14 protein-coding genes and 1 pseudogene are annotated in these 16,501 nt (G+C 38.7%); 5 read left to right on the top strand and 10 right to left on the bottom strand.

Features of this window, described 5'->3' with window-relative positions:
• Nucleotides 1-42: 42 nt before the first annotated feature.
• The 10 genes and pseudogenes from ACFN7Z_RS16440 to ACFN7Z_RS16395 all read right to left on the bottom strand — a co-directional run bounded on the left by ACFN7Z_RS16440 (nt 43) and on the right by ACFN7Z_RS16395 (nt 11,394).
• Nucleotides 43-1,431, bottom strand: coding sequence for a dsDNA nuclease domain-containing protein (locus ACFN7Z_RS16440; RefSeq protein ID WP_001276481.1), 1,389 nt, complete (start codon nt 1,429-1,431; stop codon nt 43-45).
• Between the two features lie 2 nt (nt 1,432-1,433).
• A complete protein-coding gene (locus ACFN7Z_RS16435; protein ID WP_000913090.1) occupies nt 1,434-1,895 on the bottom strand; it encodes a Mov34/MPN/PAD-1 family protein in 462 nt (153 codons plus the stop codon).
• A gap of 5 nt (nt 1,896-1,900) precedes the next feature.
• Nucleotides 1,901-3,613, bottom strand: coding sequence for a ThiF family adenylyltransferase (locus ACFN7Z_RS16430; protein ID WP_000421732.1), 1,713 nt, complete (start codon nt 3,611-3,613; stop codon nt 1,901-1,903).
• Nucleotides 3,613-4,626: an SMODS domain-containing nucleotidyltransferase gene (locus tag ACFN7Z_RS16425; RefSeq protein WP_000211630.1), complete on the bottom strand. Its 1,014-nt coding sequence runs from the start codon at nt 4,624-4,626 to the stop codon at nt 3,613-3,615. Before ACFN7Z_RS16425 ends, ACFN7Z_RS16430 begins: the two co-directional genes overlap by 1 nt.
• 114 nt (nt 4,627-4,740) lie before the next feature.
• Nucleotides 4,741-4,920, bottom strand: a complete 180-nt coding sequence (locus ACFN7Z_RS16420; RefSeq protein ID WP_001141891.1) for a hypothetical protein — start codon at nt 4,918-4,920, stop codon at nt 4,741-4,743.
• Nucleotides 4,921-5,125: 205 nt separating this feature from the next.
• Complete coding sequence (locus tag ACFN7Z_RS16415; protein WP_000148671.1) at nt 5,126-6,208, bottom strand: ImmA/IrrE family metallo-endopeptidase; 1,083 nt, start codon at nt 6,206-6,208, stop codon at nt 5,126-5,128.
• Between the two features lie 382 nt (nt 6,209-6,590).
• Nucleotides 6,591-7,592 carry a PIN domain-containing protein gene (locus ACFN7Z_RS16410; RefSeq protein ID WP_000499370.1) on the bottom strand — a complete coding sequence of 334 codons (1,002 nt, stop codon included), beginning with the start codon at nt 7,590-7,592 and terminating at the stop codon, nt 6,591-6,593.
• 91 nt (nt 7,593-7,683) lie between these two features.
• Nucleotides 7,684-10,098, bottom strand: coding sequence for a tetratricopeptide repeat protein (locus ACFN7Z_RS16405; RefSeq protein WP_000282330.1), 2,415 nt, complete (start codon nt 10,096-10,098; stop codon nt 7,684-7,686).
• A 157-nt stretch (nt 10,099-10,255) separates the two neighbouring features.
• Nucleotides 10,256-11,101: pseudogene (locus ACFN7Z_RS16400) on the bottom strand (YifB family Mg chelatase-like AAA ATPase); the annotation flags it as partial.
• A gap of 65 nt (nt 11,102-11,166) precedes the next feature.
• Nucleotides 11,167-11,394, bottom strand: coding sequence for an accessory factor UbiK family protein (locus ACFN7Z_RS16395; protein ID WP_004692854.1), 228 nt, complete (start codon nt 11,392-11,394; stop codon nt 11,167-11,169).
• 275 nt (nt 11,395-11,669) lie between these two features.
• On the opposite strand from ACFN7Z_RS16395, the gene glnK reads away from it, so the two are divergent.
• From glnK to ACFN7Z_RS16370, 5 genes are all read left to right on the top strand, one after another.
• The gene (gene glnK / locus ACFN7Z_RS16390) at nt 11,670-12,008 is read left to right on the top strand and encodes a P-II family nitrogen regulator (RefSeq protein WP_004281042.1); all 339 of its coding nucleotides are present in this window, start codon (nt 11,670-11,672) and stop codon (nt 12,006-12,008) included.
• Between the two features lie 59 nt (nt 12,009-12,067).
• Nucleotides 12,068-13,471, top strand: coding sequence for an ammonium transporter (locus ACFN7Z_RS16385; RefSeq protein ID WP_010325684.1), 1,404 nt, complete (start codon nt 12,068-12,070; stop codon nt 13,469-13,471).
• 151 nt (nt 13,472-13,622) lie between these two features.
• Entirely contained in the window at nt 13,623-14,081 is a 459-nt protein-coding gene (gene nrdR, locus ACFN7Z_RS16380; RefSeq protein ID WP_004692852.1) for a transcriptional regulator NrdR, read from the top strand.
• 14 nt (nt 14,082-14,095) lie between these two features.
• Nucleotides 14,096-15,199: a bifunctional diaminohydroxyphosphoribosylaminopyrimidine deaminase/5-amino-6-(5-phosphoribosylamino)uracil reductase RibD gene (gene ribD / locus ACFN7Z_RS16375; RefSeq protein WP_010325685.1), complete on the top strand. Its 1,104-nt coding sequence runs from the start codon at nt 14,096-14,098 to the stop codon at nt 15,197-15,199.
• Nucleotides 15,196-16,494 (top strand): DNA adenine methylase, encoded by a 1,299-nt coding sequence (locus ACFN7Z_RS16370; RefSeq protein ID WP_004692850.1) that lies wholly within the window; start codon nt 15,196-15,198, stop codon nt 16,492-16,494. Before ribD ends, ACFN7Z_RS16370 begins: the two co-directional genes overlap by 4 nt.
• The last annotated feature ends 7 nt before the right edge of the window (nt 16,495-16,501 follow it).

The raw sequence follows: 16,501 nt of genomic DNA, 5'->3' as shown, positions 1-16,501 counted from the left end.
TCAACCTCTCTATTGGTAATATTATCGAATAATCAATTCTTCTTATAAGTTCAGTTCGGCTGTAGGGATATATTGCCCATCTACCCAATCGTAAAGCTGGATATCGCAAATACCATTCAAGCGATGTCCCAAGACCATTGCAAAAACTGAGGGTGCTTTAATAAAGAGGTGTAATTTAGATAACTTATTTTCGGATTTAAATGAAACTAAAGCAGATTTTGCCTCTCTCACAGCAAGATTTAGAGTCTCCATATTATCAATGGCATGAGAGCTTTCTAAATTCAATCTAGGCAAGCTCTTTACTTCATTAATCGTAGAGTCAATGTCTTTACCTATAGCTGTAGGAAATCCGATAGCGACTATGGCTTCAGTTTCACCCTGTGGTTCAACAGCTTCGATTTTAGTAAAAAATTGTCCCTCTTTCTGTTTATGGTCATCAGTGCGATAAATGAGGCCATTATGTTCTATTTCGAGTAGGAAATTACGTGTGGCACTAAAAACATAGCCAAGCATACATGCAGTGGACATTCTTTGTTTGCCATCTATAAGGAGGGTTCTACGGTCACCACTGTTATGAATGAAATCCCCAATCGATACTGCTTTTTTGATTAGGCTGTTCCAGTCGCTGGAGGTTTTTTGAGCACGATCAGGACCATTGAAATCACTAATATCTAAGTTTAAGTCTTGATACTGACTGGATGATGCTGAAAGATTAATTTTAATAGGATCTAATAGCCACTGGCTTCTATCTTCTTCAAGAGCATGGCAAATAAAATTTTCAAAGTCTTTGCGATATATTGGACCAAAAGAAGAACGAGAAATCAGGTTTTTAAACTGATCTTTTAGTTGTTTGACCTGACTCCTGAGCAGTTCAATATTTATTGTGTCTTGAATTTCACTTAGAAATATAGACTCACTATTCTCAGAATTAAAAGTTATGAAACCAACATAATCAAGAGCAAATTCAGCTAAAGAGAAATCAATTTTTTTACCAACACACCAATCAAGGTATTCCGAGCGCCCATTCACTGAAACTGAAGAGTCGTCATCATAAGAAGATCCAACCCCTCTTAATCGGTCTATTTTTGAAATTAATGGTGAGATAGCGGTGTTATAACTTGGGCATACTAAATTAAACCAAATAAAGTTTTTTGGGTGGGTATCAAAAAGACTTTTAAAACGCCTTATTTCATCCCAAAATTCCGTAGCCGTTAAGGAGTGATTTTTTGCTTCATACATTACATGTAATGACTTTTCCGAAGAAAAATAACAAACTTCTATATCACTTAATGCTTCACTCACTATATGGCTAAATGCACTTTGTGAAAGCCATAGCGGTAAGCTCCTTAATACAAATGCATCCTGATATTCAAATCCTACTCGTGCAATCGCACCACCAGTTGATTGTTTTTCTAACAGACTCGCACTCATTATTATCTCTCTAAATCTAGGGTGGATCGGTAACAGGAACCATCTGGTAGGTAGGTGTGAGCACTGCCATCAAGATGATTGTTTTTTAAATGAAAAATCAGTAAGACTACAAAATTTGCACCCACTTTTGGATCGGACACCAATTCCCTCATGGTGTGATGGTCTTTACTGCTGGGTTGTACACTGAAGAGAGGATGGCTATGCCATTCACCTAAATAGTTAAATTTTTGATAATTATTGTTTGTTGATTTATGAAAAAGACGGATTGCTTTAATAGCATCCGTAATTCCACGTACAAAGGATGCTATCGTTCCACTCTTTTGAATAGTTAATGAGTTAACTCTAAAATGGTTTGTACCAATATGCTCACCCATTAAAACACCGCCACATTCGTGGGTTCCAGACTTCAATAGGGCTTTTACCAGTAAAACTTGTATGTCAGTAGGAATGGATATTTTCAGCATCAGTATTAACCTTTCATCGGTTCAGGCTCTTCAATAGAATTGCCATTTTCCCTTTCAAATATTTCTTTATCCGTAGGAGATTCTGCTACTAAAGCACCCGAACAGTCGATAGGACGAGTATCAAAAGGACATTGAAACATCCAATATCTACGGAACCCTATTAAATATGCTGAATATGGATAAGAGGATTGCTCATCAATTGTACATAAAGTATCTAATGTGAACTGCGTCATAGATGCTGCAAGAGCTGTTACATCTGCATCTGATGCTATATATGTTTGGTTTTGTGTTTGAAAGCCGTAATTATTAACTTTGCCCTCTGGAATTGGTTCCAACGTTTGTAAGACACCATAAATATGATTGCGAAGTTCTAAGGGGGAGGCATCTAACGTTGGACGACTACGGGCCATCATTGCTCCACCACCGCCACCAAAAATTTCACCCCATACCATGGGAATGTGTTTTCTTTTAGCAATTGCAGCTAATGTTAAGAACGTATGGGTATTTGCTGTCGCATCAACAATCAGATTACATGTGGCAATGGCATTAGCGATATTGGAATTTAAATGAGGATTTTCCTGTCCACCAATTTGCATTTCATACGTTTCAACTTGTATGTCTAATGCTGTTCGTTTTAATGCTCTTTCAACAGCATAGGTTTTAGCAAAGCCAACATCTAACCAGTTGAGTTCATTACGGACAAGATTGTGGGGGAGCAGAATATCATCATCAATAAGTAGAAAGTTTTTACAACCCGACCGTGCCAGTGAAATTGCAATTTTACTTCCTAACGATCCAAGACCTACTATTGCTACCCTTATATCATTGAGATGGCTAAATTGTGCTGGCAATCTTTGGCTCTGATCATCATGTAGATTAATAGCAGGATAACTTACGAAAAGTGGTGCTGTATTATTAACCAAGAATAGTTCCAAGTTACCCTTTATGTCATATAACAATATAGGCTGTATGGAACTTGTGAATTCCTCCTGAGCAGGCCATAAATTGCCTAAAAAGGATTCTAATGAAACTCGGTCATTTACGGATTCCTTTAATTGAGGAACAGAATCAATTCGTATTGCCCATCCAGACAATTCAAATCTTTCATTAGAAAATGATGGTACGATGTCAGGTAGAGGTTTGTTCTGAATATTTGTTGGAACAATAACGGTTTTGTCTCGAAAGCTTGAGATGGCAATCTTAAAGTCCATTTTCTCGGAATCACTACCCAAGAGTATGTGACGTAACATAGGTGTTTCAATGAACCTTTCTGAAACACTTCTTAATTTTTGACCTATTGTTTCAGAATGCCTAGATGGTACAGGTTCTACATTCATCTCCAATACAGTCATTGCATCTGTTAATAAAAGAAGCTGGGCACTTCTAACTAGATCCACTCCACTGATATTGGTATTCCAATTATCTGGGCCATATTCTAGACACAGCACTCCTGAACCACCATACTGGTGCAAGATACTCCATCTTTCACCAGATTTTTGTGGGCGTATATATGCTGGTAGCTCTGGGAAAAGCTCTGGATATACTAAAACACCATTAAAATCTATAGTTCCTATCTTTAGAGAGAAGTTCAAATGCAGTTCATTTGTGTCTGTTGAGTTCCATTCCTGAATCTTAAAACTATTTTTCTCTTTCTCAAGATCAGTCAATAACTGCCGTTCTTGAGCTAGGCGTTCTAATGGTGTTTTTAGCAGTTCCATTACGCAAAGCCTCCTGGTTTATTTGGATAAACAGGGGTTGATGGAAATGTTAATCCCGCACCTAGAGCAGAACGGATTAAAGAGCTGGCCATATCAGCAGAGTTTGCACTTTTGTGTGAAGCCGAACGTGGAAAACGATTACCCAGAACCTGCCGCCATAGGGCTAATGCTTTATCATCATCTGTTTCATTTAAGGCGTTTCGTGCAATAGCAGCTTGTTCTTCTACCTTTTCAAAAAAAGTTTTGAACTCATCTGCTGTAACCGCAGAAAAAACATTATTGCCTGCAACACCAGGATCTTCTAAATGTGGAATTATGCCTAGTGACGCATAAATCCCATAAGAATCCCTGATCGTTTCTAAAAGATAAACAAACAACTTTTCATAGTTGGATTCGTAGTAATTCATATGCTTGGCAACCAGGCATTCTAAAATGAATCCTTTTGGTCTTTTTAAATCAGACAAGTTCTCACGACGCCACCATTTAAATAGCTTCACAAGAGGCTTAAATCGACCATTTGCATTTTTATTCACCTCAACAGTCCACTCGGTATGAGCTGGAGGGTTGGTAACTAGCCATTCTTCAAGATGAATGTCTGGAATCAGATAGCCGCCATATCCATCTGAAATGATAGGGACAACATCCATATCAACTTTTTTCAACTTAACATTTACTGAACGACGGTTAACGGTAAGATCGGTATATCCAATATCCTTTAATGCCGTATGTACTGCATCAAGGACAATTTGAGGGTCATCATTAATTGTGTGATTTGTAAGGGCAATAATATCTACATCTGGCCTTTGTGTGATTCCGCCTATGGTAGTCGGACGTACTGCCGTATTTCTTTTATAAGAACCTGATAAGAATGTATGCACATGTACTTTGCTGAATTCATTATGCACTTTTAAAGCATCACGAAGCGTATTATGTGCGCTTGAACAATCATTAACCGTTGTTGTAGAGGGTTCAATATCGGAAAGTAGGTCAAGAAACTGCTGTTGAGTTGTCATAATTCTCTCTGAGCCCATGTACTAAAATGGGGCATAAAATTAAGTGCGATCAGAAAAATTAAGTAACCTACTACTGTGAACTTTGTTGCATAGCAGTAGGTTATTTAACCTTGTTTACGATATTGAGTTTGAGTTATCAGGATCATCCGATTTTTTATTACGGATAGTATCCTTTTCTTCTTTCAATGGCCGAGTTCTGGGAAATTTAAAATATCCAGTTGGATGGACAATAATTTTTCCAGATTTATGGCGATAAGATTTACAAAACACGAAGTCTTGATTTTCGGTAGGCATTGTTAGCCCTCCTATTTTGGCGGCTCGTTTTTCAGGGCGCATACCAAAATAAGCGGGTAAATCTTGAGATTTACGGGCCTAAATGTTAGAATGGGGTTCTGACAGCCAGATCTAACATGAGGTATGCGTAGGGCTTAGAGCCATATGCCTTTCCTGTGTGAAAATCTATCAAGCCGACTCTACCCAATAGAGTCGGCTTTTTAATTTATGAAACCATCTCAATAGTCTCCATTGAATCTAGGTCAAAATAATATAGTTTTTTAAAGTCATCTTCATATAAGTCAAATAATTGAGATAACTCACTAATGACAGATGTTGATGTTTTTTTTGCATCTATTGCGTAGTCAAAGAGCATGGAAGCTACTCTATATGTCGGTTCTCGATCCAATTCATTTGGTTCAACTTTACGATAACCACGCATAGCCATCTGCCGCCATAAATTGGCACTTTGACTTGAAGTTATAGTTCCTAACTCTGACGCCCTATAGATTAAGGCCGCCATTGAGGTTTTCCATTCCTTTTTAAGTCTTAGATAATGAGCTAAATTGGTTGAACCTAATTGATCAATAATTTTTTCTTCTGGCATTAAGAATTCGGCAGCAAAGTCATTTGCTTCTTTTTCCATGAATTCAGATGGCTCTTCATGGAGGACCAAATGCCCAAGTTCATGTGCTAATGTGAAGCGTATTCTGTCATTTGGCTGGTTTGCATTTAGAAATACGCATGGAGACACGCCATGCATTTTTAAGGATACGCCATCAACATTGTTATCTTTAAAGTCGCATAAAAAGACTAAAACCCCTGCATCTTCCACAGTGGCAGTTAGGTTTTCAAGAGGTTCATTTCCTAGCACCCACAATGATCTAAGCTTTTTAGCCGCTTCTTGAGGGGTGTTTACATCTATGCCAATTTTAAAAGTTGGTAAGGAGTTTTTTCTTTTTGGTACATTTGTGAGCAATTCTAATGTTTGTACATGGCCCATTTTTAACATCATTTCAGCATTCATACGGCTCAATGCTTTAGCTGTGGTAGAGCTTTTTTTTCTGTATGCATGCAAACTAATCGGCAGTGCATTTAGCTTTTCAATATGTTCAAAAAATCGTATAGGGAAATGTAGGGCATTAGATAGATTTTGGATAACTTCATCGGAAGGTTTTAAGTCCCCACTTTCAATTTTAGATAATGAAGCCTGAGTAATAGACTGTCCCATTCCAGCAATTAGTTCAGTTTGACTAAGGCCACGAAAGTTTCGTGCAATACTAAGCATATCAGGATTGAAATGAGTCATATTCACCTCCAAGATCATTGACTTACAGATCAAGTTAAATGAATAATAACTGAACAGTAAAGAGTATGCAAATTTTTCTACAAATTATTCCTAAAATGTTTCTATTTTTAATAACCACTATATATAGTGGTAGTTCTTTGAATTTTGATACCATATATTGTATTTTATTGTTTTGCAATCTTAAGAAGATAAATTGAAATGGCTCTACTTGATTTAGTGGTTTTGAGAGTTATACGATTAGACAATTAAATTTGTAGTACGGTTGGTTTGAGAAAGGGGAATATCCTGTTCTAACTATCTTTATTCATATTTCTTAGTAAAGTATCATACTTAAGAGATTGAAAAATATAATATTCAGTTGAAAACGATATCGATTGTTATCTTAGGTATCTAACATATCCCATTCGTCACCTAATACCCAACGTAGAGCTGACAATTTACCGTTAATCATACCCCATTCAAAGTCATTCCAAGGGCCAACATCTTCATATGTCTCTTTAACTTGTTTGGCAGATTTGATTGCACCTTCAAGAATATCTTCGTGAATAAAATGATTACCATAGTGTTTCGTACCTTTAGGAACAATTTCTATCTCACCTTCATTTATTTTCCAGATTAGATTTTGATGACGGTTATACCAAATTTTATCCACTAGCTCGTCTAATACATCGAGAATTTCTCTTAAACCCCGAGTTTCTTCTGTAAAGTCATATTCAAACTCTATTTCAGCTAAGTAATTATTATCAATCTGGTTGATTGCGGATGCTAAGTTGTTAAAATAACAAGTATTACCATTGAAAATATTTTCAAAATCAGTATGAGGCTTTCGATGGTCTTTGGCAGAAAAGTCGTTATGATTATGTGTTATGAAAAAACAACTATCTGCCGTATTGACACCTAATGAAAATTCATAAAATTGCTCAATAATTACAGCATCAGCTACTGAGTTTTTACTGATATGGAATGGAGCTTTTTTATCTAAGCCTCGTTGAATGGCTGCAATCTTTGAGCGCTCGCTAATACTTATTTTTTCCGCTGATTCAATTAGTCTCTCAACTCTGTTAATGGTTGCATAGTTAGCATCAGTCAAAAGAGGAAGTCTTGCATTTATATCGTTTAGTACTTCAATGGTTTGAGCTTTATTTTTTTTTGCAAACTCACTTACAACTGCTTTGACTTGTTTAAATTCTTGAGATAATCGTTTTGCTGTTTTGTTTGCGACCTCTTCTTTGTTTCTTTCATATTCTTGAGCTACTAAGTCAATTACGACTAACTTTGCTACTTTAGTACGAACAAGTTCTTCCAATGCAGAAACTAGTGGTAATTCTTGTTTCTTAGTAGAAATATCTAAAAAAACACACGTATCAAGAAATATATAAAACATACTGCCTCATTGATTATTAAAAAGTTAAATTTATTGACCCTCATTAATGTGCTTATAGGTAATTCTATAAATACATCTAAAGTAACATTTTCTATAGAGGCAATATATATTGATTTATTTTGCGTTCTAAGCGTTCAATTTCTATCTTGCACTTTTGGTAATAAGAATCGTTAGGGATATTACTCTTAGCGATATTTAATGATATGGTTGCGTGCTCTATATCTCCATCTGCTAAATAAGCATATATTTTTTGTAACTCACATAGGTGCATAGATTTCCCGAGTTTATGAGCTAAATCTAAGCACGTTATAGATTCTTTGGTTTTATTTTTAATTCTGGCTAATATTTTACCTTTAGTAAATTGGAGTTCTGAGTGATTAGGATCAATGTTAGTAGCTTTATTGATTTTTTCTAATGCTGGTAGAAAATCTTTATATATAAATAGAGTGTTTGAATACTTCTCTAATAACCAAATATTTGTTGGATCCTCATCTATCGCTAATTCATAGTATGAAATTGCTTGTTCTTTATTACCCTCATTAAAGAATTTTCTAGCTGCCCGTGCAAACCTACTTAAATAAGCTTTTTGATCATTATCTGATATTTCTACTTCAATATGTTTTAAAAACTCTATATATCTTTTTTGGATTGTTTCTAGATCTTTTTGAAGAGGATGTGTTTGATCATTAAAATTTACAGTTCTATCTTTACAAAATTTCATAAAATCATTGTTGAAAGTAATCTGAAGTTGGCCATCAATACTACTAAGTTGACAAATCCCTTTACTACCTTCTAATGTGCTCTGAGCTAAAGAAAAAGTTAAATTAGCTTTATCAGAAGCTAATTGCATAAAATATTGATCATGATCAGGACCAAAATAGGTTAAGAGAAGTAAAAAGTGCTTTTCTTTTTCATTAAATCTTTCCCAAACATCAGAAAACAAGAACATCCCTAAGTCTTTTTCCTGTAATCTTTTCACTTTATCTAATGCGCTATTAAGTGAGCTTTGTAGTTCATTTGCAAATTGAATGAAAACATTCAAAATCAATGGTTTATTATTGAGTTCTCGAGTGATTTTTTTTAAAGTAGGTATGCCAGCCTTTTTTATTGCATCAATATTTAATATATCTCCTCTTTTTTGAATATATTCTACACCTTCTTCATCGGACCATTTAGTTGTTTCAATTGGTCTTGCTTCAAGTCTTTCTGTACGACGAGAAGTAAGAATTACTCTTCCAGCATAACGGGAAAGTAAGTGTATTTGTTTACCTAGATTAATAATATCATCATCATTTTCAGCCATAGTTTCTGTATTATCTAAAATAATGAGATGCTCATTTTTTTTAATCTTCTCTTTTTCAAGTAAGCCTTTTAATTTTTGAATAATAGTTTCTGCATCTTTTTGATACCAACTATTGTCAAGTTTGACTTCTAATAGTTGTGCTATATGTAAAGCGACATCTGCAACGCCTAGATTGTTGTTCGTGAGTGATTCTAAACCATGTATTCCCCAACGAGTCTTTTTTGCTGTGTAAAAAGTAATAACACTGGGTTTCCATTCGACCTCAATAGAACCTTCAAGGACACGATGCATAAATTCTAAAATGAGAGTTGTCTTTCCAATGCCACCATCACCATATACAAGACATCGTTTTGAGTCTTCTGGATCATTAAACCAGTCAATAAGCTCAGTGATTTCTTTTTTTCGTCCTGTAAAGTCAGCTACTGATATAGCTCTCTCTGGTAAAAAAATTAGCGGATTCCAATCATTATATTCATATACCTCATAAGTTTTTTTTGTAGAAATATTAAAAATTTTATTTGGTACTTCATAAGATTGATCGGTAGCGTTTGTTAAGGATGTTTGAACTTTAGCAGTAACATGAATCATCCCATTATTAGTTTTTTTGATTTTTCTGTAACACGTAGGATTTCCATCAAATAATCTTAATGTTTGAATAGGAGTAGAGATATTAAAATTTTTAGGAAAAAATAAAAAATCGTCGCCTTTACTTTCTGGTAGATAAACTTTTAATTTTTCTAAAATATATTCAATAATATCGATATCTAAAAATAAATTAGTTGATGAAATACCATGACCAAAGATACTTTCATTTCGATCTTCAACATATGTATGTAAGATATTTCTTAAAGATATTTCTTTGATTTGTAGCCATTCTACTAATGCAGGTTCGTTTGAAATATCTTTATCTTCAAAGTAGAATCTAGCTAAAGAGCTGTTTTTCAATTTTGCTATCTGTGTTAGAGAGTTACTTATAAAATCAACGCATGTTCCATCGGCCGGTTGAGATAGCTCAATAAAACTAATATCAATTTTTGACATGTTTTCAGAACTTTCTTTAGCTAAAATATTTATATATTCTGCATTTGAAATACAAATATGTTGAATAAGCATTCTAAAAATACTCAGACTTACTTCAGCAATATTTTTTTGTGTTTTTAATTTACGTGCTGCTTTAATATTATTTAAAAAGATATTATACATTGCAAGATCCAAATATATAGTTAGTACTTTGATATTGTTTTAAATTATATTAAATTATTTTTTATATTCAATGATTTATTTCAAATAAAGATTACTGTAAAGATAAAAGCTGTAATTTATCGCATAGTTGTTTGGAATGTCGCATAGTTGTTTGTAAATGACACCCGCCACCGACTAAGGCAACCGCAGAAGCTGTATGGTGCGGTGCACGAAATGGCCGCTGCCCAAAAGGATGTTGATGATTGGCCACCGAGTAAATACTCGCCACTTCCAAATTCTCTTGCGTATTCAAGGGCGGTAAAATACTGGCTAAACGTGAAGCCAATAGGGTTTTCCCTGTTCCTGGCGGTCCTTTAAATAGCAAAGAATGACCACCTGCTGCCGCAATCTCTAAGGCACGTCTCGGACGTAGTTGACCTTTAACATCGGCCAAATCAAATTTGTAATGTTGGGAGGCTTTTAGCGCCGTGGGTTGAAACTGTTGGATGAGATGGTTTTGCGACAGATGCTCACAGACTTGTTTTAAATGTTGCGCTGCAAACACTTGGAAGTTAGGCAGTTGAGAGGCTTCTTGCGCATTGGCCTCAGGTAAAATCAGTTGATGCCCAGCTTGCTGGCAGGCAATCGCAATACTTAAAGTACCTGAAATTGGTCGCAGTTGCCCATCAAGTGCCAACTCACCTATAAATTCAAAATTTTCAGTTCCTTGCTCAGGGATCTGGCCAGAGGCAATTAAAATACCCAGTGCAATAGGCAAATCTAGTCGTGAGCTGTCTTTGGGTAGATCTGCGGGCGCAAGGTTGATGGTGAGGCGTTTGGTCGGAAACTGAAAGCCACTATTGATAATGGCGGAGCGCACCCGATCTTTGCTTTCCCGAACCGCTGCTTCAGGAAGCCCCACAATAGTTAAAGAGGGTAGTCCTTGGCTCAGATGAACTTCAACTTCAACCGAAGGTGCGTGTAAACCGAGCAAAGCTCGAGTGTAAATTTTGGCAAAAGACATCTTTTGTTCCATTATAGTGCATTATTTTAATTCGTTATGCGTCTTTTGTTGCACCAAACAGGTGCTCATTTTTTGTTCTGAATGCGTAACTCTAAAGCTTCCACTTGTTTCAATAAGTCATTTAAACGCAAATTGGCATTATTCAGTGCAGTACGTTGACGCTCAATTTCATCTTTGGAAACCAAATCCATCTTGGTCACCGCTTCATTCAGCAGTGCGCGTAAATTATGTTCTAAGTCTTGTTTAGGTTGTTCGACTTGTTCCAGTATGGCTTGTAATAAAGTTTCAATCATTTCTATATCCAACAGTTGGAGACGTGACAGCAGTGTACCATTGCTGCTTCTGACTCTATAGCCTTTCAGATGAAATATGATTTCATCGATTGTAAAAAAATCATAAATCTTCGACTAAAAAACCTGAATTTTGAAGCTCAAAACGCATTTAAATGTATAGAATAGGGTATAAAGAAAACTCATGTCAGACTTTCTTTTCCCCCCAACCTAAGAATTTTTGGCATGAAATTTGAACATAAAACCTTACTGGTGAAATAAGCCGAAGGAAAACAAACATGAAGCTCGTAACTGCAATTGTAAAACCGTTTAAATTGGATGATGTGCGTGAAGCACTGTCTGAAATTGGTGTTCAAGGGATCACGGTAACCGAAGTCAAAGGCTTTGGTCGTCAAAAAGGTCATACTGAACTTTATCGTGGCGCTGAATATGTTGTTGATTTCTTACCAAAAGTAAAAATCGAAATCGCGATCAGTGATGAAATGGTCGACGCGGTGATTGAGTCAATCACACGTGTTGCTAGCACAGGAAAAATTGGCGACGGTAAAATTTTCGTCACAAATTTAGAGCAAGTCATCCGTATCCGTACAGGTGAAACAGGTGCCGATGCCGTTTAATTTGGCATGAAGTTTGCTGAGTAACACATAACTCGCACAAATTAGGTTGGGGGATACGAATGAAAAAGATGCTATTCGCGCTGAGCTTATCTGGCGCACTTTTAGGTGGTTCTGTTGCTTGGGCTGAAGAAGCAGCAACAGCGCCAACTCCATCAGAACAAGTCACAGTGGTTGAAACAACGGATGTGGCTGCTCCAGCGGTACAAGCGGTTGAAGCCGTTGCTGCTCCAGTAGAAGCACCCGCACCTGCAGAAGAAGAACCAACATTAGATACAGGTGATACGGCGTGGATTTTAGTTTCCACAGCACTGGTTTTATTAATGACCATTCCAGGTTTAGCGTTATTCTACGGCGGTATGGTTCGTAAGAAAAACGTCTTAAGCACTATGGCACATAGCTTTGTTGCTGCGGCAGTGGTGAGTATTGCATGGGTTATCATTGGTTATACATTGGCCTTTGGTGAGGGTAATGCCTTTATCGGTGGCTTAGATAAGTTCATGCTGACTGGGATTACCACAGATGCACTCACAGGAACTATTCCTGAAGTTCTATTCGTTATTTTCCAAATGACCTTTGCCATCATTACAGTTGCCATTATTAGTGGTTCAATTGCAGAACGGATGAAATTCGGCGCATTTATCGCTTTCATCTCGATTTGGGTAGTCGTGGTCTATGCACCAATTACTCACTGGGTATGGGGCGGTGGTTGGTTAGCAAATGATGGCGCACTCGACTTTGCTGGCGGTACTGTTGTACACATCAACTCAGGTGTGGCAGGTTTGGTTGCTGCATACATGCTCGGTAAACGTATGGGCTTAGGCCGTGAATCAATGGCTCCACACAACTTGGCATTAACCGTTGTGGGTGCAAGCCTACTGTGGGTCGGTTGGTTTGGTTTCAATGGTGGTTCTGCATTGGGAGCAAACGGCTCAGCAGGTTATGCATTGCTCGTGACTCAAGTAGCAGCAGCAGCAGCGGCAATCTCTTGGTTAATTACTGAAAAAGTTGCACGTGGTAAAGGTTCAGTACTCGGTGCTGCATCTGGTGCGGTTGCTGGTCTGGTAGTGATTACACCAGCAGCAGGCTTTGTGACTGTCGGCGGTGCACTGGCGATGGGTTTAATCGGTGGTGTGGTGTGCTTCTGGGGTATCAGTGCATTGAAACGTGCTTTAAAAGCCGATGACTCTTTAGATGCATTTGGTTTACACGGTGTGGGTGGTATTGTCGGTGCAATCTTAACGGCATTCTTTGCAAGCGATTTCATCATGGGCGACAAAGCACCAAGTGATGTAATGCATCAACTTTGGGTTCAAGTTGAAGGGGTATTGGCAACGATTGCATACTCAGCAGTATTAACCTTCATTATCTTAAAAGTGATTGATCTGGTGATTGGAATTCGCGTTGAATCTGATGATGAACGTATGGGCCTAGACTTGAGCCAACATGGCGAACGCGTGGACTAATCAATAGAATAATAAATAAACAGTATAATCAATATATTGTGTGAAACAGCCCGAAAGGGCTGTTTTTTTTCTATATCTAGAGTAAAACTCTACAAAACACCGAATTTTTGCTACACTCTAAAACCATTCAAATTTGTTCAATTTAACCACTATGCATTGTCCATTTTGCAACGCTGAAGACAGTAAAGTGATCGACTCACGTTTGGCCGCTGAAGGTTGTCAAATTCGTCGTCGTCGTGAATGTATTAGTTGTGGTGAACGATTCACAACCTTTGAAAGTTATGAAGTGGTCATGCCTCGTGTGATCAAGTCGGATGGCAAAAGTGAACCTTTTGATGAAGCAAAATTGCGTCGCTCCTTGATGCATGCTTTACAAAAACGTCCCGTGACGCAAGAGCAAATTGAAACCGTCTTGAGCGATATTCAGCTACAAATCCGCCGTTTAGGTGAGCGAGATGTGAAATCACGCACCATTGGTGAAATTGTTATGCAATCTTTATTTTCGTTAGATCATGTTGCGTATGTGCGTTTTGCATCGGTCTATCAAGACTTTCAAGATGTCGACGCCTTTCGCCACCAAATTGAACAAATGCAACAACGTGAACATTAAGCGAGTTGGCATCCATGTCTGAATTACAGTCCAGTGCTTTACACGCCGACCAAGCTTGGATGAAACAAGCGATTGCTTTAGCACTGCAAGGTCAATACAGCACCAAGCCAAATCCAAATGTAGGCTGTGTCATTGTCAAAGATGGGCTGTTGCTGGGGACGGGTTATCACCCTAAAGCGGGTCAGCCCCATGCAGAAGTTTTTGCGATGCGCGAAGCGGGCGAACAGACCCAAGGCGCAACGGCTTATGTCACTTTAGAACCTTGTGCACATTATGGGCGTACACCGCCGTGTGCCAAAGGTTTGGTCGAGGCAGGTGTGGCGCGGGTTGTGATTGCCTGTCCAGATCCCAACCCCTTGGTGGCCGGTAAAGGGGTACAAATCTTAAAAGAAGCAGGCATTGAGGTCGATGTCGGTATTTGCCAAGCCGAAGCGCATCAGTTGAATGCGGGCTTTTTAAAAGCCATGGCTACTGGCATGCCTTATGTGCGTTTAAAAGTTGCCTCTAGTTTAGATGGTCGAACGGCGATGGCTTCGGGTGAGTCAAAATGGATTACAGGCTCAGACGCACGTTTAGATGTTCAGCATTTTCGTGCCATTTCTGGCGTCGTGATCACGGGGATTGAAACTATACTGGCCGATGATCCTCAGCTCAATGTCAGACAGCTTCAGGGTGTTACGGATCTGACAACGGTTGTACAACCGAAACGTCTGGTGTTCGACCGTCAAGGCCGCTTGCCTCTGACGGCCCAAATTTTACAGCAGCCGGATACCGTGATGGTGATGGGGCCTTATCGGCAAGCATTGGCTGATTTAGGCGTGCTACAGTTTGCTGTACAGCCTTTAGATCAGTTATTAAAGCAGTTGGTTCAATCGCATCAAATTTATGATGTCATGGTTGAGGCAGGTGCAACGTTATCGACGGCTTTTTTACAAGAAAAGTTGGTCGATGAAATGATTAGTTATGTTGCACCGACCTTATTGGGTCAGTCTGCACGTGCAATGTTCAATGCTGAGTTTTCTCAGATGGCAGAGCAACTCCGCTTTAAGCTTATGGATGTCACACAATTCGGTGATGATGTGCGCTTAACGCTTATCCCTTCTCAAGAGTCATTATGAGTTCAGAGTCTACGGTTTATCATAAACGTCGTCACGCGGCACGTACCACCGATGAATATCTCTTTCATCAACTTGTTCCTTATTTGGGGAATAAGCGCCGTCTGTTGCATCTGATTTTAGAGGCGCTTGAGAGTACAGGGACTTTAAACCGTGCAGATGGTCGTGCGCCTATTTTTGCCGACTTCTTTGCGGGTTCGGGCGTGGTCTCGCGTTTGGCGCGTCAAAATGGTTATCGCGTGATTGCCAATGACTGGGAGCCGTATAGCCATGCCCTGAACCATGCCATTTTGGCTTGTACCGAAGCGCCTGCATTTAAAGAGTTGGGTGGTTATCAAAAAGCCATTGATTATTTAAACCGCTTGCCTGAAGTTAAGGGCTGGGTAACGCATAATCTGTGTCCGCGAAATGATGAAATTTATGATCCAAGCCGAGATCGTTTGTTCTTCAAACGTCGCAACGGCATGCGCATTGATGCGATTCGTCAGCAAATTGCCACATGGCAGGCACAAGGGGCAATCGATGATGTGGAGATGTCTGCTTTACTAGCACCGCTGCTGTATTCTGCAAGTTTTGTCAGCAATACTTCCGGCGTCTTTAAAAGTTTCCACCATGGTTGGGGCGGTAAAACCCAAACAGCGCTAGAGCGGATTGAATCCTTGTTGTGGTTAACTCCAAGTCGTTTTAGTGAAGTGGGTGATAATAAGCAAAAGAATCCGATGGCTGAAATGTGGTGTGTCGATGCGCAGCATTTGGCCAACCAAATGAGCAGTTTTGAGGTCGATGTAGCTTATCTAGATCCACCCTATAACCAGCATGCCTACAGCAGTAATTATCATGTCTTAAATGCTTTAACCTTATGGGATCAGGTAGATTTACCAACACCAGACACCAAAGGTTTTAAAAGCGGAATTGACCGTGCGTGGCGCAAAGAGCGTCCGAGTCCTTATAACTCGTCAAAGTATGCCAAAGAGGCATATGAAAAATTACTTTCGACCATCAATGCACGTTACATTCTGACCAGTTATTCAACCGATGGTAATATTGAAGCAGGGGACTTGCTCAAAGCCAATTTGGAGCGAGGTCGCGTGACTTTATTAACGCAGGATGTACCGCGTTATCGCGTGAGTAAGCAGCGTCAGTCTGAGCGTGCGCGTGTGTTAGAGTTTATTGTGATCACGGATACCCATGCCAAGTCAGGTCCGCCAATTCGTCAGCTACTGGGGCAGTTGTACCATTATGCCGAATTGGGCGGGGTCGATACATCTGGGGTTACGACACAGTTGGCGCTGTGGTAAAAATATA

Source organism: Acinetobacter sp. P1332 (assembly GCF_044057475.1).
Classification (GTDB): Bacteria; Pseudomonadota; Gammaproteobacteria; order Pseudomonadales; family Moraxellaceae; genus Acinetobacter; species Acinetobacter johnsonii.
The sequence above is the reverse complement of the archived record's forward strand: the minus strand, read 5'-3'. Positions and strand labels throughout refer to the sequence as shown.